The 20,818-nt window shown below is 70.4% G+C and carries 16 protein-coding genes and 1 tRNA gene; 12 read left to right on the top strand and 5 right to left on the bottom strand.

Annotation, left to right across the window (positions count from 1 at the left end):
• Positions 1-25: 25 nt before the first annotated feature.
• The 4 genes from guaB (at position 26) to AB0I03_RS19620 (ending at position 3,398) form a co-directional block, all read left to right on the top strand.
• Positions 26-1,516 carry an IMP dehydrogenase gene (guaB, locus tag AB0I03_RS19635; protein WP_360414927.1) on the top strand — a complete coding sequence of 497 codons (1,491 nt, stop codon included), beginning with the start codon at positions 26-28 and terminating at the stop codon, positions 1,514-1,516.
• Between the two features lie 24 nt (positions 1,517-1,540).
• On the top strand, positions 1,541-2,662 hold the full coding sequence (locus AB0I03_RS19630) for a GuaB3 family IMP dehydrogenase-related protein (RefSeq protein ID WP_360414793.1): 1,122 nt from the start codon (positions 1,541-1,543) through the stop codon (positions 2,660-2,662).
• Between the two features lie 107 nt (positions 2,663-2,769).
• Positions 2,770-2,985, top strand: coding sequence for a hypothetical protein (locus tag AB0I03_RS19625; RefSeq protein WP_360414791.1), 216 nt, complete (start codon positions 2,770-2,772; stop codon positions 2,983-2,985).
• Positions 2,982-3,398, top strand: a complete 417-nt coding sequence (locus AB0I03_RS19620) for a PIN domain-containing protein (protein WP_360414789.1) — start codon at positions 2,982-2,984, stop codon at positions 3,396-3,398. Before AB0I03_RS19625 ends, AB0I03_RS19620 begins: the two co-directional genes overlap by 4 nt.
• 447 nt (positions 3,399-3,845) lie before the next feature.
• Here AB0I03_RS19620 and AB0I03_RS19615 read toward each other — a convergent pair whose 3' ends face one another.
• Complete coding sequence (locus tag AB0I03_RS19615) at positions 3,846-4,316, bottom strand: hypothetical protein (protein ID WP_360414787.1); 471 nt, start codon at positions 4,314-4,316, stop codon at positions 3,846-3,848.
• Positions 4,313-4,690, bottom strand: a complete 378-nt coding sequence (locus AB0I03_RS19610) for a hypothetical protein (protein ID WP_360414785.1) — start codon at positions 4,688-4,690, stop codon at positions 4,313-4,315. The genes AB0I03_RS19615 and AB0I03_RS19610 overlap by 4 nt, the downstream gene beginning before the upstream one ends.
• Positions 4,691-5,119: 429 nt before the next feature.
• On the opposite strand from AB0I03_RS19610, the gene AB0I03_RS19605 reads away from it, so the two are divergent.
• Together AB0I03_RS19605 and AB0I03_RS19600 are read left to right on the top strand one after the other, a co-directional pair.
• Positions 5,120-8,485, top strand: a complete 3,366-nt coding sequence (locus AB0I03_RS19605) for an adenylate/guanylate cyclase domain-containing protein (RefSeq protein WP_360414783.1) — start codon at positions 5,120-5,122, stop codon at positions 8,483-8,485.
• A 549-nt stretch (positions 8,486-9,034) separates the two neighbouring features.
• Complete coding sequence (locus AB0I03_RS19600) at positions 9,035-10,927, top strand: protein kinase (protein ID WP_360414781.1); 1,893 nt, start codon at positions 9,035-9,037, stop codon at positions 10,925-10,927.
• A 130-nt stretch (positions 10,928-11,057) separates the two neighbouring features.
• On the opposite strand, the gene AB0I03_RS19595 is transcribed toward AB0I03_RS19600, so the two are convergent.
• Together AB0I03_RS19595 and AB0I03_RS19590 are read right to left on the bottom strand one after the other, a co-directional pair.
• Positions 11,058-12,053: a ribonucleotide-diphosphate reductase subunit beta gene (locus tag AB0I03_RS19595; protein ID WP_270116103.1), complete on the bottom strand. Its 996-nt coding sequence runs from the start codon at positions 12,051-12,053 to the stop codon at positions 11,058-11,060.
• A gap of 90 nt (positions 12,054-12,143) precedes the next feature.
• Entirely contained in the window at positions 12,144-14,510 is a 2,367-nt protein-coding gene (locus tag AB0I03_RS19590) for a ribonucleoside-diphosphate reductase subunit alpha (RefSeq protein ID WP_360414779.1), read from the bottom strand.
• A 417-nt stretch (positions 14,511-14,927) separates the two neighbouring features.
• On the opposite strand from AB0I03_RS19590, the gene AB0I03_RS19585 reads away from it, so the two are divergent.
• Positions 14,928-15,000, top strand: a tRNA-Arg gene (locus AB0I03_RS19585).
• A 56-nt stretch (positions 15,001-15,056) separates the two neighbouring features.
• Here the strand turns inward: AB0I03_RS19585 and AB0I03_RS19580 are convergent.
• Complete coding sequence (locus tag AB0I03_RS19580) at positions 15,057-15,377, bottom strand: DUF3817 domain-containing protein (protein ID WP_360414777.1); 321 nt, start codon at positions 15,375-15,377, stop codon at positions 15,057-15,059.
• Between the two features lie 189 nt (positions 15,378-15,566).
• Here AB0I03_RS19580 and AB0I03_RS19575 point away from each other — a divergent pair, with 189 nt between their 5' ends.
• The 5 genes from AB0I03_RS19575 (at position 15,567) to AB0I03_RS19555 (ending at position 20,812) form a co-directional block, all read left to right on the top strand.
• Positions 15,567-16,223, top strand: a complete 657-nt coding sequence (locus AB0I03_RS19575) for an LppX_LprAFG lipoprotein (protein WP_360414775.1) — start codon at positions 15,567-15,569, stop codon at positions 16,221-16,223.
• Complete coding sequence (locus tag AB0I03_RS19570; protein ID WP_360414773.1) at positions 16,210-17,715, top strand: MFS transporter; 1,506 nt, start codon at positions 16,210-16,212, stop codon at positions 17,713-17,715. The genes AB0I03_RS19575 and AB0I03_RS19570 overlap by 14 nt, the downstream gene beginning before the upstream one ends.
• A 10-nt stretch (positions 17,716-17,725) precedes the next feature.
• A complete protein-coding gene (locus AB0I03_RS19565) occupies positions 17,726-18,016 on the top strand; it encodes a GNAT family N-acetyltransferase (RefSeq protein ID WP_270116110.1) in 291 nt (96 codons plus the stop codon).
• A 175-nt stretch (positions 18,017-18,191) separates the two neighbouring features.
• Positions 18,192-18,698 (top strand): hypothetical protein, encoded by a 507-nt coding sequence (locus AB0I03_RS19560; RefSeq protein ID WP_360414771.1) that lies wholly within the window; start codon positions 18,192-18,194, stop codon positions 18,696-18,698.
• Positions 18,699-18,790: 92 nt separating this feature from the next.
• Positions 18,791-20,812 (top strand): AAA family ATPase, encoded by a 2,022-nt coding sequence (locus AB0I03_RS19555; RefSeq protein WP_360414769.1) that lies wholly within the window; start codon positions 18,791-18,793, stop codon positions 20,810-20,812.
• Positions 20,813-20,818: the final 6 nt, after the last annotated feature.

The following is a 20,818-nucleotide window of genomic DNA, read 5'->3' as shown; positions in this document are numbered from 1 at the left end:
AAGGGTCGGGGGCACCACGGTGCCGATGGGCGCGGCCAGTGCCATCCCACTCGGCCTGACCTTCGACGACGTACTGCTCCTGCCCGGCGAATCCGACGTGATCCCGTCCGAGGTCGACACCTCCTCCCAGCTCACCCGCAACATCCGCATCTCCGTGCCGCTGCTCACGGCCGCGATGGACACCGTCACCGAAGCCCGCATGGCGATCGCCATGGCCCGCCTCGGCGGCCTCGGCATCCTCCACCGCAACATGTCCGCCGAAGAGCAGGCCCAGCAGGTCGACCTCGTCAAGCGCTCCGAGTCGGGCATGGTCGCCGACCCGGTCACGTGCTCGCCGCACGACACGCTCGAGCAGGTCGACAAGCTCTGCGGCCGCTACCGCATCTCCGGGCTCCCCGTCACCGACGAGGACGGCAAGCTCATCGGCATCGTCACCAACCGCGACATGCGCTTCGAAAGCGACATGTCCGTCACCGTGGCCTCCGTCATGACCTCCCGCAACCTGGTCACCGCCCCCGAGGGCGTCTCCAGTGAAGAGGCCCTGGCGCTGCTCAAGGCCAACAAGATCGAGAAGCTCCCGATCGTCGACGGCGACGGCCACCTGCGCGGCCTCATCACCGTCAAGGACTTCTCCAAGCGCGAAGAGTTCCCGAACGCCTCCAAGGACGACGTCGGACGCCTGCGCGTCGGCGGCGCGATCGGCGTCGGCGACGACCAGTACGCGCGGGCCGGGCAGCTCGTCGAGGCCGGGATCGACGTCCTGTCCGTCGACTCCGCGCACGGCCACTCGCGCGGCGTGCTCGACATGATCTCGCGCGTCGCGAAGGACTTCGGCGACAAGGTCGACATCATCGGCGGCAACATCGTCACCGCCGAGGCCGCGACCGCCATGATCGACGCGGGCGCGGACGCCATCAAGATCGGCGTCGGCCCCGGCGCGATCTGCACCACCCGCGTGGTCGCGGGCGTGGGCGCGCCGCAGATCTCGGCGATCATGGACACCGTCCGCATCGCCCGCCAGCGCGGCGTCCCGGTCATCGCCGACGGCGGCATCCAGTACTCCGGCGACATCGCCAAGGCCATCGTCGCCGGCGCGTCCTCGGTCATGATGGGACAGCTGTTCGCCGGCTGCGCCGAGAGCCCCGGCGACCTGATCTACATGAACGGCAAGCAGTTCAAGTCCTACCGCGGCATGGGCTCGCTCGGCGCCATGCAGTCGCGCGGCGAGGCCAGGTCCTACTCCAAGGACCGGTACTTCCAGGGCGGCGTCGACTCCAACGACAAGCTCGTCCCCGAAGGCGTCGAGGGCCAGGTTCCCTATCGCGGGACCCTCGCACAGGTGGTCTACCAGCTGGTCGGCGGACTGCGCAGTGCCATGGGCTACACCGGGGCCGGTACGATCGAGGGGATGCATGAGCGTGGACGGCTGGTCCGGATCACCGCTGCGGGCCTCAAGGAGAGCCACCCGCACGACATCCAGATGACTGTTGAAGCACCCAACTACCACACGCGGTAGTCGGGCCCTGTAGGAGGAGTGACTGTGCGGGAATTGGTCGAGATCGGCCCCGGCAAGATCGTGGCGCGGGGCTGGCGGCTGTCCGAAGTGGCGCTCGTGCCGACCCGGCGGACCCGGGACATCGACGACGTCTCCACCGAATGGCAGCTCGACGCCTACCGGTTCGAGATCCCGGCTGTGGGGCACCCGTCCGATGCGACGATGAGCCCGACGTCCGTGATCGAGATGGGCCGCCTCGGCGGCCTCGGGGTGCTCAACGGCGAAGGGTTGTGGTGCCGCTACGTCGACCCCAACTCGCTGCTCAAGGAGCTGGCGGACACGCCCGCCGAGACCGCCATCGAGCGGCTCCAGGAGATCTACGCCGAGCCGGTGAAGCCCGAGCTCATCGCGGAGCGGATCGCCGAACTGCGCGCGGGCGGGATCACCACCGCCATCCGCTTCAGCCCGCAGCACACCGCCGAACTCGCGCCGCTCGCGGTCGAGGCCGGGGTGGACCTGCTGGTCATCCAGGGCACCATCGTCTCCGCGGAGCACGTCTCCTCCGGCGGCGACGTCCTGAACCTGAAGCAGTTCATCGCGGACCTGGACGTTCCGGTCGTCGTGGGCGGGGCCACCAACTACAAGACGGCGATGCACCTGATGCGCACCGGCGCTGCCGGCGTCATCGTCGGCGTCGGCTCCGACGACTGGTCCACCACGGACACGGTCCTCGGCATCGACGTCCCGATGGCCTCGGCGATCGTGGAGGCCGCGGCCGCGCGCCGCGACTACCTCGACGAGACCGGCGGGCGCTACGTGCACCTGATCGCGGACGGCGAGATGACCAACTCCGGCGCGATCGCCAAGGCCATCGCGTGCGGCGCCGACTCGGTCATGCTCGGCTCGATCCTCGCGGACGCGGCCGAGTCCCCGGCCGCCGGCGCCTGGTGGCACTCCGCCGCCTCGCACCCGAAGCTCCCGCGCGGCCGCTTCCGCCCGGGCGACTCCGGCGACGTCGAGGTCCCCGACCTGGAGGCCATCCTCTACGGCCCGAGCAACTCCTCGGACGGCAGCCAGAACCTCTTCGGAGGCCTGCGCCGCGCCATGGCCAAGACCGGCTACACCACGGTCAAGGAATTCCAGAAGGCCAGCCTGGTCACCGCTTAACCAAGCAGCCAATCGAGGCCCGGTTCCGCATTTGCGGAACCGGGCCTCGGCGCATTTCAGCGCCAGACCCCGTACGCTTGAAGCCGACACGCAAGGGAGGTGCCGAAATGACGAGCAAGGAGCTGCTGCACCGGCTGGTCGAGGACCTTGGCGAGCCGCAAGCGGCCGAGGCGCTCACCTGGATCCGGGCCCGCTACGCGATGCCGGACCCTGCCCGAGACGACGCCGCCCTGCCCGACTGGGTCGGGTCGTTTTCGTCGGGTCGGGGCGACCTCGCCGAGCGGCACGAGGAGATCCTGCGCGACGAGGATGACGCCCGTTGATCGTTGTCGACACCGGCCCGCTGGTCGCGTTGATGGACAACGACGACGACCACCATTCTCGCTGTGTTGAGTGGTTCCGCACGGTTCGAGTACCGCTATTGATTCCGGCACCGGTCCTGACCGAAGTCTGCTGGCTCCTCGATCGCAACCGGGGATCCAAGGCCGAGGCGATCTTCCTGCGGGCGCTCGCCGACCCGCGAGGACCATTGACGCTCAGCCCGACCACGGACGAGGAGCTGTTGCGGATCGCCGATCTGGTCGAGCAATACGCCGATCTGCCGCTCGGAGCGGTGGACGCTTCAGTAGTCGCGTTGGCGGAACGCCTCGGCATCCGCGAGGTCGCCACGATCGACCACCGCCACTTCAACATTGTTCGCCCCGCACACACCCAGGCCTTTACGCTCCTTCCGTGAGCTGCGGTCCGAGTTCGACGAACTTCAGTCAGGGTCGGTCGGTACGTGGTTGAACTGCCCTGCAAAAGCAGGTGCCGCGGAGAGCGACGATCTCCGGCCGAGTAATCGGTTCGATTCTCGGTGGCGACGTGTCGGGATTGAAAAGCGGGTCGACGAATGTCTCCCAGACGGACTGCCGTTCTCCGATGGGCAACGGCCACAATGCGATCCGTCCGACCCGACCGGCCAGCATCTCGGACACGCCGCAAGCGGCGCGAGAGTTGGCAAATCCGGTGAGCAGGCGCTGGCCGCGGTCGTCACGGGTGGTCGGCCGCCGTTTTGATCACGAGAATGAGCCCCTGGCCTGCCCGAAGTCAAAGCGATCAAAACGCCGGATCTGAAGTGATCAGAACGCCGGACAATCGGGACCCGGCCCGCGAAGCGGACCGGGCCTCGGCGCGTTCGGAGTCACCGCGACGGGTCTGGCGGGTCGTTGCCGTCGATGAGGTCGATCTCGTCGACGAACGCCTTCCAATCCTCGATGTCCGCCTTGGAGCGTGAAACGGGGATTCGATGAAACGCGCCTCCGGGCCCGAATTCGACGATCGCGCCGCGCTGCGTCCGGCCGATCCAGCGGTATCCGCTGCGCGGATACGTCCTTCCACCGTTGACCACCAGCGTTTCGATATCGGGGCGGTAGGTGAAGTAGTGCGACCGGATGAGTTGGGTCGCGCCGCTCGTCGCACACCCGATGGCGACGAAGTAGGTGAGCATGATCGAGAGCGTGCCCCCGTACTGGAAGAGCGGCCTGCGATCTGACATGAGGTCGTACAGCACGGTCGCAAGCAGCATCGCCGTCCCGAACACGAGCCACGAAGCGGCGGCGGTGCGATTGAAGCGGACGGTGATCTCCGGAGCCGCGGCCTTGCCGTCGCTCATGATGACTCTGGTTCGGCGGGGGCGTGATCACGCTCGAACTGGTCGATGAACGCGCGCCACTCGGCGCGGACCGCTTCGTGGCGGTCGACCGGGACGCGTCGGCGTTTGCCGTCGGCGCGGACCTGGTAGAGCCTGCCGGTCCCGGCCTCGTATTCGAGCCGGTCGAAGCCTTCACACGGGTACTCGCGCCACAACCCCCAGATCCGGTCGCGCGCTGTGACAGTGCGAGTCTGCGAGTCATACGTAAGGTGGCGGCGCCGGAGGGACGAGACGAGCCCGACTCCGAGGATCCCGCCGATCAGCGCACCGGCGACTTGGGGCCAGTACCAGGCTATCGATGGAGGAGAATGCGGATCGGTGAGGTACAGCGCCATCCATACGAGCACTGCAACCGCCAGCAATCCGAGGCCGAGGAGCAGTATTCGAGGATTCTGGACGTGGTGCACCACGATCGGGGGTGTCGAGGGCGGGTCGACATCCGACGAGGGAACGTTCGGGGCCATATTGGGGGCTTTCGTTGCGGAGCCTGGAGGGGTTCGGCTCGTGTCAGGGGATTTTATCGGGGCGGGCGGGGTCGGTGGGTGCTGTCGGGGTGTCCGGTTCGAGGCGGGCGGGTTCAGCTTTTCGGCTGAGCGGGGTGCCCGCTTCCCGGGTATTTGTGCTCCTGCACACAGGTATCTGTCAGGTAGGCCACGTATCCTTGCGAGCGTGAATTGCAAGAACCACCCCATTCCCACAAGGAGTGGGGAACAACACACCCTGCCCACGGCGTTGGTGCTGCTGTGACCTGCCCATTCTGCTCCGTGCCCACCGTGCCCGGCGCGCGCTACTGCCACAACTGCGGTGCGCCCCTCTCCCCGGAGGCGACCGCCCCGCAGACGGAGCGCCGGTACGTCACGGTGCTGTTCGCCGACCTCTCCGACTTCACCACCTGGTCCGAGAGCCTCGACCCCGAGCGGGTCTCGTCCGTCACCGACCGCCTGCTGGCGGAGTGCGTTTCCGCGGTGAACGAGTTCGGCGGGCATGTGGACAAGCTCATGGGCGACGGCCTCATGGCCGTCTTCGGCGCGCCGCTGTCGCACGAGGACGACGCCGAGCGGGCCGTCCGGGCCGCTCAGGCCATGCAGAAACGGGTGCGTCGCCTTCTCAAAGCCGAGTCCGGTGGTGGTCTTCCCATCGGACTTCGCATTGGGCTGCGCTCCGGCCTCGTCGTCGCGGGCATGCAGGCGAACCTCGAGTACACGGTCATCGGCGACACCGTGAACACCGCCTCCCGCATCTGCGCGATCGCCTCCGTCGGCACCATCTGGGCCGGCGAGGAGACCATGCGCTCCACCAAGCACGCCGCCGCCTGGCGCCGCCTCACCCCCGTGCGGCTCAAGGGCAAGCGCGAACCCGTCGACGTCTACCAGCTCCTGGGCCTCGAGGACGAGCCCGGGACGCGCGCCAGCCTCGGCGACACCGCGCCGTTCATCGGGCGCGACGCCGAGATCGGACGGGTCAACGGCCGGCTCGAAGCGGTCATCGACCGCGGCGAGCCGCTGGTGCTCATCCACACTGCCGAAGCCGGCATGGGCAAGACCCGCTTCGCCCGCGAAGTGCGCACCGTAGCGACCGAACGCGGCGCCCGCGTCCTCACGGTGCGCGTCGCACCGTACGGCGAGGGCCGCCGCTTCGGCCCCCTCGCCGACCTGGTCCGCAAGGCCGCCGGCATGCGGTTCGACGACGACCGCGCCACCGCCGAGGCGAAGCTCCGGCGCATCGCGGACGGGCACGCCGACCACGGCGAATGCCGCCTCAACATCACGCTGCTCCTCGGCCTGCTCGGCCACGGCCGCCCCGGCGCGGCCGACCGCGTCGGCGGGTTCACCGGCCAGCAGTCCGACGCGTACACGATTCCTGAAGCCGTCGCCGAGCTCATCACGCACATGGCCACCCAGGGCCCGCTGGTGCTCAACATCGACGATCTTCATACGGCTTCTGCGGCCGGCATCGACGCCCTCGGGGTCGCGCTCGCGAAGATCCACGGCCCCGTGCTCGTGCTGCTCTACGGCCGCCCCGAACTCACCCGCTCCTCGGGCGTCCTCACCCGGATCTCCGAGGCCGAAGTGCACCCGCTGCCGCCGCTCGCCGGCGCCGACGCGGCCCGCCTGCTCCGCGAGTTCCTCGGCGGCGGGCGCATGCCCAAGCCCGACGAGGACCGCCTCCTCGGCTTCGCCCAAGGCAACCCGTACTACCTCGCCGAACTCGTCACGCTCCTCACCGAGCAGGGCCTGCTCTCCGGCGACGGCGACCACTGGCGCCTCGCCGCCGGGTCGCTCACCGGCCGCGTGCTCTCCCGCGACCTCGCGCAGGTCCTCGGCGCCCGCATCGACGCCCTCACGCCGGCGGCCCGCGCGCTGCTGCGCGCCGCCTCGATCTTCGGCGACGCCGTGCCCCCCGAGGCCGCGCAGCTCCTGGAGAAGGAGGTCCCCGGCGAGTTCGAGGCCGCACTCCAGGAACTCCTGGACCGCCGCATGCTGCGCCGCCGCTCCTACGGCGGCTACCGCTTCGTCACCCCGCTGCTGCGCCAGGCCGCCTACGCGCCCATCGGCAAGGCCGACGCCGCGCACGCGCACGCCGAGATCGCCCGCTGGGCCGCCGACACCGAACTCGAAGGCCAGAGCGCCGACGACCTCGTGGTCTACCACGCCGAGCAGGCCGTCACCCTCGCCAAAGAGGTCGAGATCGAAGCGCTCGACGAGGTCTGGAACGTCCTCCCGCTCGCCGTCGAGGCCGTCCGCAAGCAGGCGGCCCGCGCCATGGACGCCTCCGAGCCCGAGCGCGCCGTCGCCCTCCTCAACGGCGTGGAGGGCCTCGCGCCCCTCTCCTTCGACGACCGCCTCCTGCGCGGCCGGGCCCTCACCCGCCTGGGCCGCAGCGTGGAGGCCGAGTCCGAGATCGAGGGCCTCGCCATCGACATCGGCCTCATCGTCCCCAGCGACGACCACGAGGAGCACCCCTCCGGGCGGCTCTTCGGCGACGACTTCGCCGAGGACGAAGCCGAACTCGTGGCCCAGCTGCTGCTGCTCCGCGGCCGGCTGCACCGGTACAAGGGCGAACTCCAGGACGCCCGCACCGCCTGGACCGCGGCCCTGGCACTCTCCCGGCGCGAAGGCCTCGCCGGGCCGCGCTGCGACGCGCAGTGCCGCATCGGCCTCCTCGACTTCCTCGCCGGGCACCTCTCCGAAGCCGAGGCCCGCTTCCTCGACGCCTACGACACCGCGTTCGGCGTCGGCGACGACAAGCGCCTCGCCTGGGCCCTCCAGCACCGCGCGTGGGTCCTGGTGGCCCGCGGCGACTTCGACGGCGCCGACGACGTGCTCCGCGAGGCCGCGAAAGCCTTTGCGCGCCAAATGGACCTGGTCGGCCGGGCCTGGGTGCGCGGCGTCTCCGCGTTCGCGCTCCTCATGGCCGGGCGCTTCACCGAGGCAAAGCGACTGTCCGATGTGTTCATGCCGATCGGCGAGCGCTCGGGCGACGTGTTCGCCGTCGGGCTCCTGCGCGCCATCGGCGCCGCCGCCCAGGTCGCGCTCGGCCACCCCGAAGGCGCCGACGCCGCCGCCCGCAAGTCGTTCCGCGACTTCGAGCGCATCGACGACGACTGGGGCCGCGGCTTCGCCAAGTACGTGCGGGCCCTCGCGGCCCGCTCGATCGGCGCGCTCGACCACGCCCTCGACCTCGCCCAAGGCGCAGAGGAGTACGGCGCGAAGACCGGCCATCCACTGTTGATCTCCTTGGCGCACAACCTCAGAGGCCAATGCGCCCTCGAACTCGGCGACCTGGCCACCGCCGAGGCCGCCGCCGCCGAAGCGCTGGCGCTCGTCACCGACGACGTGCTCGAACCGGGCCGCGCGGCCAACACCGCGCTCCTGGCCGACGTGCGCGCCGCCAAGGGCGACCGCGCCGGGGCCCTGCAGATGCTCGAACCCCTTGCGATGCACCACGACGAGCCCGCGCTGGGCCGTGCGCGCCGCGCGATCGTGGCCCGCTACGCCCGACTCCTCGACGAGGACGGCCAGGTCGAGGCGGCCCGCGAATGGGCGCAGGCGACCTTGAAGTCCTTCGGCGAGGACCCGGCGTCGACCGCCTGGGCCGAGGAGTACCTCGAGGCCGCCAAGGTCTCCTGACCGCAACGGCTCGCAGGGCGCCGGCTCCTGCGGGCCGCGGGTTCGCGCTTGCCGTTCGTCGCGGGCACCGCCACCTGAGGGCATCGTCTCCTGTAAGGACGCACACCCTGTACGCCGGGGGCGCCGCCGGTGCTGCAATGCTTGGAGGCAGAGTGGGGGAGACGCAGCGGGTGGACGGGCGGCCCTTTCGGGCCGGGGCCTTGCGGCACGGGGCCCGTTCCAGTCGGACCGCCCGTCCTCCCGCGCGCTACACGGGGGATGCATTCACTATGAGTCACCCGGCTCTGCCGCAGTGGAAGCGACATATCAACCGTTCGGCCAGTTATCGCTGGCTCTTCGTCCAGGGGTATACAGAATCGTGGGCGCGTTGCCGTAACGTTATGCGTCAAAGGTCCCATGACTCGGTTCCCCCAGGCCCGAGTGCCGCGACCTGAGGTCCGGAACAACCCCATGCACCGATCAGATGATCGGCGCACCGACCTGCACCAGGTACGACGCCAGCACGGGTTCACGCCCGTGCGCGTCGCCGAGAACGGAGGCTGTATCACAGTGGACACCATCTCGTCCTACGGTGCTCCAACCGATCCCCACCTCGCCCCGTCCGCCCCCGTCTCACCCCCAGGTCAGCGCCCCGATACCGATCCGGAAGCCCTCTTCCACGGCATCGAGCGCCTCACCGGCTTCCGCGAGATCGACCGCGGCGCCTTCTCGATCGTCTACAGCGCCACCCGGTACGACGACGGCTCCGAAGTCGCCGTCAAGGTCGAGGCCCGGCCGCTCACCGACGACGACGCCCGCGAGCGCTTCCGCCGCGAGGTCCAGACCGCCGGGCGCCTCTCCGGCCACCCGTGCGTGGTCAAGATGCTCTCCGCCGGCCTCACCCACCAGGCGAACCCGTACGTCGTCATGGAGCGCTGCCGCGGCACCGTGGCCGACCTCCTCGACCGGCACACCCGCATCCCCCCGCACCGGACCATCGAGATCGGCATCCGCATCGCGGACGCCCTCGCCGCCGCCCACGAGGCCGGCATCGTCCACCGCGACGTCAAGCCCGCGAACCTCCTCGTCGACCACCACGGCCACGCCGTGCTCGGCGACTTCGGCCTCTCGAGCCTCATCGCCGCGCCCCGCCCGGGCGAGCCCGTCTCGACCATGGCCACGCCCGCGTACGCGCCCCTGGAGGTCTTCCAGATGCGCGAGGTCGGCCCCAGCGCCGACGTCTACTCGCTCGCCGCGACGCTCTACACGATGCTCTCCGGCACGCCGCCGCGGTTCCCCGTCGACGGGGTCCTCGACATCAACGACGTGGCGGCCCTGTTCGACCAGCCGATCCCGGCGATCCCCGGCATATCGCCGCTGCTCCTCGAGATGCTGCGCACCGCCCTGATCAACAACCCCGGCGGGCGCCCGACCGCGGTCGAGTTCCGCGAGTTCCTCGCGAGCATCCCCGAGGCCTCAACCGGGGTCTTCTCCCGCGTCACCGACGACCCGCCGCCGAGTTCCCCTGCGCCCCAAGGCGTCGGCGTCTTCGGCGCGTACTCCTCCCCGCCGCGGGAGGAGGCCCGCACGGCCTCGCCCCCCGGCTACGCCCAGCTCGACCCGAGCGCGTTCCCCGACGCGCCCTCGACGCTGCGGCTCGCCCCCGGCAAGCGCCGCGGCCGGACCCCCGAACCGCAGCCGGTACGCGCGGCCGCGGCCGGACTCGAAGCGCCGTTCACCTCCCCGGTCGTCCCGGACCTGAACACGCGCCTCCCCAACCCGCCGGTCAGCCCGGCCGTGGGCGGCCCCGCGGGCCAGGAGGACGACTTCGGCGGCGAGACCACCGCGTGGAAGTCCTTCGCCTCCGGCGGGAGCCGCGACGACCACGATTCGCGCCTGCCGGTCCCCGTGCCGCGCAACGAGACCGGCCTGACCCGCCGCGAGCGCCGCCTCAAGGAGGGCGACAACGACTCGAGCGTCGGCCGCATCGTCGGCATGGGCGCGGGCGCCCTGGTCATCCTGGCCCTCCTCGTCTTCGGCGGCATCAAGCTGTTCGGCGGCGAGGAGACCCCCGACCTGGCGGAGCAGTCCAACGCGGGCGACTACGTCAGCACGTGCACGCTCCAGACCGAAGGGGTCGGCTGCGTCTCGGAGCCCGCGTGCTTCGACGCGAACTTCGCCGCCGCCGACTGCGACGCCGCCCACCGGTGGGAGGCCTACGCGACCGGCCCGCTCCCTGAAGGCGTCACCGACGCCGCCGGGGCCCGAGCCGACGCGACCGTCGCCGCCGCCTGTGTGAACGCGCAGGCCGAAGGCGGCCCGCTCTCGCAGCTCATCGGCGGCGACTCGCTCGACTGGACCACGGACGTGTACGTCGGCGGCGACGGCACGTTCCAGTGCGTCGCCCAGCTGAAGGACGGCACGGACGCCACGGGCGCCATGTTCGTCCGCGACGCCGGCTAGGACGCCCTCGAGAGAGGGCAGCGACAAGACGAAGCAGCGAAAAAGGGCCCGGTACCTCGCGTACCGGGCCCTTCGCCGCAGCGGGACACATCACGGCTCGCACGCTTCGCCGTGCCGCCGCGGCCTCAGATCAGAACTCCTCGTCGAGGTCGACCTTGCCTTCCACGGCCACTTGGTAGGCGGTCGCGCGCCGTTCGAAGAAGTTCGTCAGCTCTTGCACGTCCTGGAGCGCCATGAACGGGAACGGGTTCTCCGAACCCCACTGCTTCGGCATGCCGAGGCGCACGAGGCGCTGGTCGGCGGCGTACTCCAGGTACGACTTCATGTCCTTGACGGTCATGCCGGGCATGCCGTCGCCGATGAGGTCCTCGGCGAACTGGAGCTCGGCCTCCACGGCCTCCTCCATCATCGCGACGACCTCGCGGTGCATCTGCTCGTCGAAGAGCTCCGGCTCCTCCTGGCGCACCTGGTCGACCACGCTGAACGCGAAGTTCATGTGGCAGGACTCGTCGCGGAAGACCCAGTTCGTGCCGGTGGCGAGCCCGTCGAGCAGGCCACGGCTGCGCAGCCAGTACACGTAGGCGAAGGCGCCGTAGAAGAACAGGCCCTCGATGCACGCGGCGAAGCAGATGAGGTTGAGCAGGAACGTGCGGCGGTCCGCGGCGGTCTTCAGCTCCTGCATGTCGAAGGCCGAGTCGATCCACTTGAAGCAGAAGTCGGCCTTGCGCTTGATCGACGGGATGTTGTTGACCGCGTCGAACGCCTTCGTGCGCTCCTCCGGGTCGGGCAGGTAGGTGTCGAGCAGCGTCAGGTAGAACTGGACGTGCACGGCCTCCTCGAAGAGCTGGCGCGACAGGTACAGGCGCCCCTCGGGGGAGTTGATGTGCTGGTACAGGTTGAGGACCAGGTTGTTCGCGACGATCGTGTCGCCGGTGGCGAAGAACGCCACGAGGCGGTGGATGAGGTGCTGCTCCTGGGGCGTGAACGCGTTCAGGTCCGTCAGGTCGGACGCGAGGTCGACCTCCTCCACGTGCCAGGTGTTCTTGATGGCGTCCTTGTACTGCTCGTAGAAGTCCGGGTACTTCATCGGTCGCAGTGTCAGGTTCATGCCCGGGTCGAGCAGCATCGGCGGGTCCTCTCTCGTTTGCGGTGGGCGGGGTGGCGGCGTGGGGATGGTGCGGGCGGGGCCCGAAGGCCCCGCCCGTCTTGCGACGTCCTACTGGCAGGCCTCGCAGCTCTCCGGGTTCTCCAGGGAGCACGCGATGTCGGCCGGGACGACCTCGAGTTCGGTGGGCGTCGTGGCGGCGGGCGCGCTGACCGTGGTCTGGTTGATGCGCGTGGCCGGGCGGCTGCGCAGGTAGTACGTGGTCTTCAGGCCCGACTTCCAGGCGTACCGGTACATCGAGGAGAGCTTGCCGATGGTCGGCGCGGCCTGGAACAGGTTGAGCGACTGGGCCTGGTCGATGAACGGCGTGCGCGCTGCGGCCAGGTCGATGAGCGCCTTCTGCGGCAGCTCCCAGGCGGTGCGGTACCGCTCCTGGAGGTCCGCCGGGATCTCCTTGACGCCCTGCACGGAGCCCTCGGCGACGATGATCGCCTGGCGCACCTGCTCGCTCCAGATCCCGCGCTCCTTGAGCTCGGTGATCAGGTGGCGGTTGACCTGCAGGAACTCGCCCGAGAGGGTTTCGCGCTTGAAGACGTTCGACACCACGGGCTCGATGCATTCGGCGCAGCCGGCGATCGAGGCGATCGTCGCGGTCGGCGCGATCGCGATCATCAGCGAGTTGCGCAGGCCGTGCTCGCCGATCCGGGCGCGGACCGCGTCCCAGCGCTCGCCGAGGGTCAGGCGGGCGTCCTGGTAGTGGTCGATGTGCAGCACGCCGTCGGCGGCGCGGGTCTCCGCGAAGTTCGGGTGCGCCCCGAGCTCGGCGGCGAGCCCCGCGGAGGTCTCGTACGCGACGATCGCGATGCGCTCGGCGATCGCGGTCGAGAGCGCCAGCGCCTCCTCTGAGTCGAACGCGAGCTTCAGCTTGAAGAACACGTCGGCCAGGCCCATGCAGCCCAGGCCGATCGGGCGCCACTTGCGGTTGGCCTTCTCGGCCTCCGCGGTCGGGTAGAAGCCGAGGTCGATGGTGCGGTCGAGGAACTTGACGGCGGTGCGCACCGTGGTCTCGAGCCGCTCGAAGTCGAAGCCTTCGGGCGTGGTGTGCTCGGAGAGGTTCACCGAACCGAGGTTGCACACGGCGGTCTCGGAGTCGTTGGTCACCTCGAGGATCTCGGTGCACAGGTTCGAGAGGTGGATGACGTTCTCTTTGCGCGCCGTCTGGTTCGAGGTGCGGTTCGCGGTGTCGGAGAAGGTCATCCAGCCGTTGCCGGTCTGCGCGAGCGTGCGCATCATGCGCCCGTACAGTTCGCGCGCCGAGACGGCCTTCTTGGCCTTGCCCGCGGCCTCGGCGGCCCGGTAGGCCTGGTCGAAGTCGTCGCCCCAGAGGTCGACCAGCTCGGGGGTCTCCTTCGGGTCGAAGAGGGACCACTGCGCGTCGTCCTCGACGCGGCGCATGAACTCGTCGGGGATCCAGTTGGCGAGGTTCAGGTTGTGGGTGCGGCGCTCGTTGTCGCCGGTGTTGTCGCGCAGCTCGAGGAACTCCTCGATGTCGGCGTGCCAGGAGGCGAGGTAGACGCACGCGGCGCCCTTGCGGCGGCCGCCCTGGTTCACGGCGGCGACCGAGGAGTCGAGGGTCCGCAGCCACGGCACGATGCCGTTCGAGTGCCCGTTCGTGCCGCGGATCAGCGAGCCGCGCGAACGCACGCGCGACCACGCGATGCCGATGCCGCCCGCGTACTTCGAGAGCCGCGCGACCTGGCTGTACCGCTCGTAGATCGAGTCCAGCTCGTCCTTCGGCGAGTCCAGCAGGAAGCAGGAGGAGAGCTGCGCGCGGCGCGTGCCCGAGTTGAACAGGGTCGGCGACGACGGCAGGTACGAGAGCGTCGACAGCAGGCGGTAGAGTTCGGCGGCCTCCTCGACCGACTGGCTCAGCCCGCACGCGACGCGGAGCATGAAGTACTGGGGGCGCTCGAGCACGGTGCGGTGCTCGGGGTGGCGCAGCAGGTAGCGGTCGTAGACCGTGCGCAGGCCGAAGTACTCGAAGCGGTCGTCCGCGGCCTCGTCGATCACGGCGTCGAGCGCTGCGGCGTTGGCGTTCACGAACGCCACCAGGTCGTCCGCGAGCAGGCCGTTGGCGTTGGAGGCGGCGATGGAGGTCGTGAACGAGGTGACGCCTTCGCCCGCGGTCTCGTCCGCGATGTGCTCGGCGAGGAGCCGCGCGGCGAGCTTGGAGTAGGTGGGCTCGGAGGCGACGGTGGCCGAGGTGATCTCGATGGCCCGCTCGCGCAGGGCCGGCAGGGTCGCGCCGGGCCAGAGACCCGCCTCGATCTGGGCGATGACCTTCTCGGCGTCCACATCGGGCAGTCCCGCGGCGTGCACGCGGAGGCGCTCGGCGATGCGGGCGGCGGGACCCTGCTCGGGTTCCCGCTGCTGCGGTGCGGTCGTGGTGGCGGATGGCGTGGTGGCGAGCCCGGTCATCTCTGCATCCCCTCGGAGTCCTTGTGCGATGTGGCGGTGCGTCGTGGTTGTGCGGCGCGGTCGTGCGACGCGGCGTGCGATCTCCTGCAGATCGCGCCGGCGGCGCGGCGGCGCCGCCCTCCCCGCGCAGTGGGAACGGGAACTGACAGCACCGACCTGACAGAGCAGAATCATACATGTAGTGGTCGGTGCTCGGGGTCGCCCCAAGATGTTGCGGTTTTCCGGGGTTTTGAACACCGAACCCCCAGCGTGTCAGCTAGGCTCGGAGGTTTCCGCCGGGTCAGCCTAGACCCGCCGTCCGACATTCCTCCCGCGAAACGGCCGCACTCACCCGGGTGTGATCCTCACCGGCCAAACCGGCTGCGACCCCGCGCCCGCGAACTGGTAGCATCGTGGCGGCCTGTTCAGTCAGGCCATGCCTCCGTAGCTCAGTGGATAGAGCACTGGTTTCCGGGACCAGGTGTCGCAGGTTCGAATCCTGCCGGGGGCACAGCACGGATCCGCCCGAGTCGTTTCGACTCGGGCGGATCTTTTTGCGTTGCGGGCCTAGGCCGGCTGGGCGGCGGCGTGCTCGGCCGCCAGGAACTCGTCCTTCTTCGCGTGGTGGAAGAAGAACGGCGCCAGCGGGACCACCGAGCAGATCAGGGCGACGAGGGTCGTGCCGAGGCCCCACTGGAGGCGGCGGCGGATGAAGAGGGTCGCGAGGACCAGGAGCACGAACAGGGCGCCGTGGAGGGCCCCGAGCGGCATGACGAGGTCGATGTCGGAGATGCGGCTCAGGAGCGAGCCGAACACGAGGAGCAGCACGAACGACCACCCCTCGGCGAGGGTCAGCATGCGGTAGCGGAAGACGGGGTTCGCGAGCACGGCAGGGTGTCCTTTCGACAGCGCAGTCTTTCGACGGCGTTCCACGGGGTGTCACATGGGGTTTCCTGCGGCCGACACTAACACCGGGATCCTGCACGGCCGCTGTGGTCTTGAGCGGCCTGAGGCAGGTCACGCCGGTGCCCGCGTCGAGGTCGCCCACCGGTGTTCCGCACGGCATAGGATCGGCTCATGCGATCGATACCCCTCGTGGTCACCGCCGGTCTCGCGCTCGTCGCGGCCGCCGCCTGCTCGGGCGGCGGGGACCTGCCGCCCGCCGACGAGATGATGCCCGACGCCGCCGCCGCCATGCGCGAGGTCGAGACCGTCCGCTTCGACCTCGCCGTGGACGGCGACGTCCCCGGCCTCGAGATCAAAGCCGCCGACGGGGCGGTCACGGCCGACGGCTCCGCGCAGGGCACCGGGATCCTCATGGCCTTCGGCATGGACATCGAAGCCGAGTACGTGATCATCGGCGAGGACGCCTGGGTCAAGGGACCCACCGGCGGCTTCCAGCAGATCCCGGTCGGCGACGACATGCTCCCGTACGACCCCACGCTGCTCCTCGACCCCGACTCCGGCGTCGCCACCCTCCTGGAATCGGTCGATTCGGCCGAACCGGAGGACACCGAGAACCTCGACGGCGTCGACACCTACCGGTACGCCGTCGAGTTCGACCCCGCCGCGTTCGCCACCCTCATCCCCGCCGAAGGGGATTGGCACAAGGCCACCGTCTGGTTCGACCAGGAGACCGCCCGCGTCGTGAAAGCCGAGTTCTCCCAAGGCGACGCGACCGTGACGCTGCTCCTCTCCGACTACGACGAACCGGTCCAGATTGACGCGCCCTAAGCTGCAGCGCTCTGAGGCGGGCCGCCGCCGGCTCGCCATCAGCGCGGCCGGAGCCGCCGTCCTCATCGGCTCGATCGACGCCTACGTCCTGGTGACGGTGCTCGTCGACATGATCGGCGAGTTCCACATCCCGGTCAACCACCTCGAGCGGGCCACGCCGCTCGTGACCGGGTACCTCCTCGGCTACACCGCCGGGATGCCGCTCCTCGGGCGCCTCTCCGACCGGCTCGGGCGCGCGCCCGTCATCCACGCCTGCCTCGCCGCGTTCGCCATCGGGTCCGTCATCAGCGCGACCGCGACCGACCTCTGGCCCCTCGTCGCCGGACGGGCCCTCCAAGGTCTCGCGGGCGGCGCCCTCCTGCCGGTCACCATGGCGCTCGCCGCCGACCTCTTCGCCGCCCGGCGGCGCCCCGCCGTCCTCGGCTGGGTCGGCGCCGCACAGGAACTCGGGGCCGTCATCGGGCCGCTGTTCGGCGCGGGCGTCGCCGCCCTCGTCGGGTGGCGCGGGATCTTCTGGATCAACGTGCCCCTCGCCGTGCTCGCGATGCTGGCGATCCACTACGCCCTGCCGAAGGCCGAGCGGCGGCCGGACGCCGGGCGCGTCGACTACCTCGGCGGGCTCCTGCTCGCCGTCGCCTTGGGGCTCTTCACCGTCGGGCTCTACAACCCCGACCCCGAGCACGCCGTCCTGCCCTCCTGGGGCGTGCCCACCGTCCTCGCGGGCGTCGCCGTCCTCGCCCTCTTCGGGCTGCAGCAGTGGCAGTCCTCCACGCGACTCCTCGACCCCGCGGGCGTCTCCTGGCGGCCGTTCGCCGCCGGGCTCGCCGCGAGCCTGGCTGCGGGGGCCGTCCTCATGGTCACCCTCGTCGACGTGCAGCTGCTCGCCCAGACCCTCCGCGGGCTCGACGCCGCGGGCGGCGCGCTGCTCCTGCTCTGGTTCCTCATCGGACTGCCCGCCGGCGCGCTCCTCGGCGGGTTCCTCGCCTCCCGCCTCGGCGAACGCCTTCCCACAGTGAGCGGCTTCGCCGCCGCGGCAGCCGCCTACTGGTGGATCGGCACCGCCGTGCCCGACATCGAACCCGGCCTCGCCCTCGCCGGGGCCGCCCTCGGCGCCACCATCGCCCCGCTCTCCTCCGCCGCCCTGCGCACCACCCCCGAGGACAGCCACGGCACGGCCTCCGCCGCGGTCGTCGTCGCCCGCATGATGGGCATGCTCATCGGCGTCGCCGCCCTCACCTCCTGGAGCCTCCACCGCTTCCAGCAGGCCACCGCCGACCTCGACACGCCCCTGCCGTTCGGCATTCCCGAAGCCGAGTACCTTGCGCTCCAAGCGGACTACCTCGAAGCGTTCAACTCGGCCCTCGCCACCCAGTACGCCGAGGTCTTCACCGCCGCCGCCTGCATCTGCGCCGCCGCAGCACTCGTCTCGCTCGCTATTCCCGGACGTGTGCGAGCCCCCAGATCCTCGCTGACGGGCCCCGCGTCTGGATAGGGTTGGCCGCATGGCGGATCTTTCTGTGGTCGAGAATGTCGACGAGCACCGGTACGAGCTGCGCGACGACGCCGGGACCGTGCTCGGTTACCTGGAGTACCTCCCGCGCGAGGACTTCTTCGTGCTGCCCCACACCGAAGTGGACCGATCCCTGCGCGGGCAGGGCTGGGGCGACCGGCTCGTGCGCCACGCCCTCGACGACCTCCGCGCCAAAGGCACCAAGGCCTACCCGACCTGCCCGTTCGTGGACCGCTGGATCCAGCGCCACGACGAGTACGAAGACCTCCGCTACCAGCCCTAGCAAATATTCGGCTCGCAAGCGTCGCCGGGAGCGACGCCTCTGCTGCGGACTGTTCACCTCCGCTTCAACTTCGGGTTCATCCACAGTTCACTTAGGGATGAAGCATCTTCAATATGCGTCTCCCGGTTGCCGAACCCCGGCCCTCGTCCCGCCTCCGCGCGAACGGGGGCCGCTGATGCTCTCCGCCCTCATCCTCCTGCGCCACGTCGCCCTCCCCGCAGCCGAACCGGCCCCCCTCACCGACGCCCAGTCGCGCCGCGCCTGGGCCCTCGCCGACTTCCTCCAGCTCTACAACCCCACCGCACTCCTCAGCGGCCCCGCCCGCGCCTGCACCGACACCCTCGCGCCACTCGCCAGCCGCCTCGACCTCCGCGTCACCGCCACCGAGGACCTCAGCGCCGCCGCCCCCAAGCTCCCCGGCGCCGCCCACACCGCGGTCTGGCTGGCCGCCAAGGCACTCCGCACCCTCCCCGACCCCCGCCGCACCACCGTCGTCTGCGCCGAAGGCATCGTCCTCGCCGCACTCCTCGTCGCCGTCGCCGCCCGCGACGGCCACGACCTCGCCGGCCACGACCTCACCCTCCCGCTCGACGCCCCCGACACCGCCCCGCCCGGCACCGGCTGGGTCCTCCACCGCGACGACGGCCGCCTCGTCGACGTCAAGCCCCTCGCGGCCCGGTAGTGCCGTAAATCAATTGCTCCCGCAGGTCAGGCGCAAGTAAGCTCGACGGTTCGTCTGCTTCAATCCTGTCCGAATCCACCGGGAGAAGAGCTGTGTCCGAAAACGAACTCCAAGCCGAACTCGACCATCACGAATACGCCCGCGCCCAGATGGCCGCCATGCGCGAGGTCACCGAAGCCATCCACCGCACCTACGCCGGCGACTTCGACGAATCCGGCAAGAACCTCGGCATCGGCGACGTCGGCGCCGACCAGCACTTCGGCTGGGTCATGGCCAACTTCACCGTCCCCCGCCTCGCCGACCTCACCGAACGCGACATCGCCCTCTTCTTCGGCCGCATCTGGATGGACGACGGCGAGGACTTCCACATCGGCCGCCGCCACATCCGCGACGAGCACGGCGACCCGCTCGTCATCGACTGGCGCGCCCCGCTCGCCGAGCAGTACTACCGCGCCTCCGCCCACCACCGCCAAGACGTCGCCAGACGCCGCCGCTTCGGCTTCCAAGGCGCCCGCATCACCGGCTTCGAGGACGAGAACCTCCTCCTCGGCGAAGAAGTCGCCTCCGACATCCTCACCGAGGAGATCGAACGCCCCCGCACCGGCCCGATGCGCGACATCGTCGCCACCATCCAGCCCGAGCAGGACGAGCTCATCCGCCGCGAAGCCGCCGTCAACCTCTGCGTCCAAGGCGCCCCCGGCACCGGCAAGACCGCCGTCGGCCTCCACCGCGCCGCCTGGCTGCTCTACAACTACACCGAGAAGCTCGACAAGGCCGGCGTCCTCGTCGTCGGCCCCAACGAAGGCTTCCTCTCCTACATCTCCGGCGTCCTCCCCACCCTCGGCGAATCCTCCGTCTGGCAGGTCACCGTCCAGCAGCTCACCGGCGCCCACACCGCCCTCGCCGCCGACACCCACGAAGCCGCCCTCGTCAAGCACGACGCCCGCATGGCCCTCGTCTGCGAACGCGCCGTCTGGGGCCGCGTCGGCACCGCCGCAGACGGCGGCGTCACCCCCGACGAAGGCCTCCTCATCGCCGACGGCGGCTGGCGCTGGCGCCTCGGCCAGCGCTACCTCGACGAGGCGATCACCAACGCCCGCAAGCACACCCGCACCTACACCGCCGGGCGCAAAGCGGTGGAGGACGCGATCGTGCAGGGCGCGCGCCGCCAGGCCGAGATCCGCTCGGGCCACTCCCCGGACGGCAAGTGGGCGACGAAGCTCAAGCGCACGGAGTCGGTGCGGGCGTTCATGGAGGCGGTGTGGCCGAAGCTCAACACCAAAATGGTGATGAAGCAGCTCTACGGCGATGCGGCCTTCCGTGCCGACGCCACGCGCGGCATCCTCACCGAGGACGAGGCGGCGCTCCTCACCGGCAAGGCCGCGAAGCCGACCCCGGGGGACCTGCTCATCTTCGACGAGATCGAGTCGCACCTGCGGCTGCGTGAGCCTTCGGAGTCGTTCGGCCACATCGTGATCGACGAGGCGCAGGACCTCTCGCCGATGCAGTGCAGGGTGATCGCCCGCCGCTCCGGCAAGGGCTCGGTCACGGTGCTCGGCGACCTCGCCCAGGGCACCACCCCGTGGGCGGCCTCCTCCTGGCACGACCAGATGCGCCACCTCGGCAAGGAGCAGGTCGAGCACACCGAGCTGACCACGGGTTTCCGCGTCCCGGCGGTCATCATCGCCCTCGCCAACCGGGTCCTGCCGCACCTCGGGGTCGACGTCGCGCCCGCCCACTCGATCCGCTCCGACGGCTCCTACGACCGGATCGAGACCGCGGACCTCGAAGCGGGCGTGCGCGAAGCGGTCGACAACGCCCTCGCTGAGGAAGGCCTCGTCGGCGTCATCGCAGCCGACGAACGCGCCGCATTGCTGCGGCCGCTCCTGGAGGGCACCGAACGGGTGGAGCTCGTCGCGGCGAGCCTCGCGAAGGGCCTGGAGTACGACCACGTCGTGGTGGTGGAGCCGGCCGAGATCGTCGCGGCCCCGGCCACCGGCGGAGCGACCATCGAAGGGGTCGGCCTGCGCCACCTCTACGTCGCCTTGACGCGGGCCGTCTCGCGGCTCACCGTCGTCCATTCGCGAGCGCTCCCGGCCGAGATGGAGGCCTGAGGCGCC

It is taken from the genome of Glycomyces sp. NPDC021274 (genome assembly GCF_040641195.1).
Lineage (GTDB): Bacteria > Actinomycetota > Actinomycetes > Mycobacteriales > Micromonosporaceae > Glycomyces.
Note: the sequence above shows the minus strand (reverse complement) of the source record. Positions and strands in the feature narration are given on the sequence as shown.

Coding starts and splice junctions, on each gene's coding strand:
- guaB (WP_360414927.1), top strand. CDS start 26: ATGGGCGCGGCCAGTGCCATCCCACTCGGCCTGACCTTCGACGACGTA.
- AB0I03_RS19625 (WP_360414791.1), top strand. CDS start 2,770: ATGACGAGCAAGGAGCTGCTGCACCGGCTGGTCGAGGACCTTGGCGAG.
- AB0I03_RS19615 (WP_360414787.1), bottom strand. CDS start 4,316: ATGAGCGACGGCAAGGCCGCGGCTCCGGAGATCACCGTCCGCTTCAAT.
- AB0I03_RS19610 (WP_360414785.1), bottom strand. CDS start 4,690: ATGGCGCTGTACCTCACCGATCCGCATTCTCCTCCATCGATAGCCTGG.
- AB0I03_RS19595 (WP_270116103.1), bottom strand. CDS start 12,053: ATGCTGCTCGACCCGGGCATGAACCTGACACTGCGACCGATGAAGTAC.
- AB0I03_RS19590 (WP_360414779.1), bottom strand. CDS start 14,510: ATGACCGGGCTCGCCACCACGCCATCCGCCACCACGACCGCACCGCAG.
- AB0I03_RS19575 (WP_360414775.1), top strand. CDS start 15,567: ATGCGATCGATACCCCTCGTGGTCACCGCCGGTCTCGCGCTCGTCGCG.
- AB0I03_RS19565 (WP_270116110.1), top strand. CDS start 17,726: ATGGCGGATCTTTCTGTGGTCGAGAATGTCGACGAGCACCGGTACGAG.
- AB0I03_RS19560 (WP_360414771.1), top strand. CDS start 18,192: ATGCTCTCCGCCCTCATCCTCCTGCGCCACGTCGCCCTCCCCGCAGCC.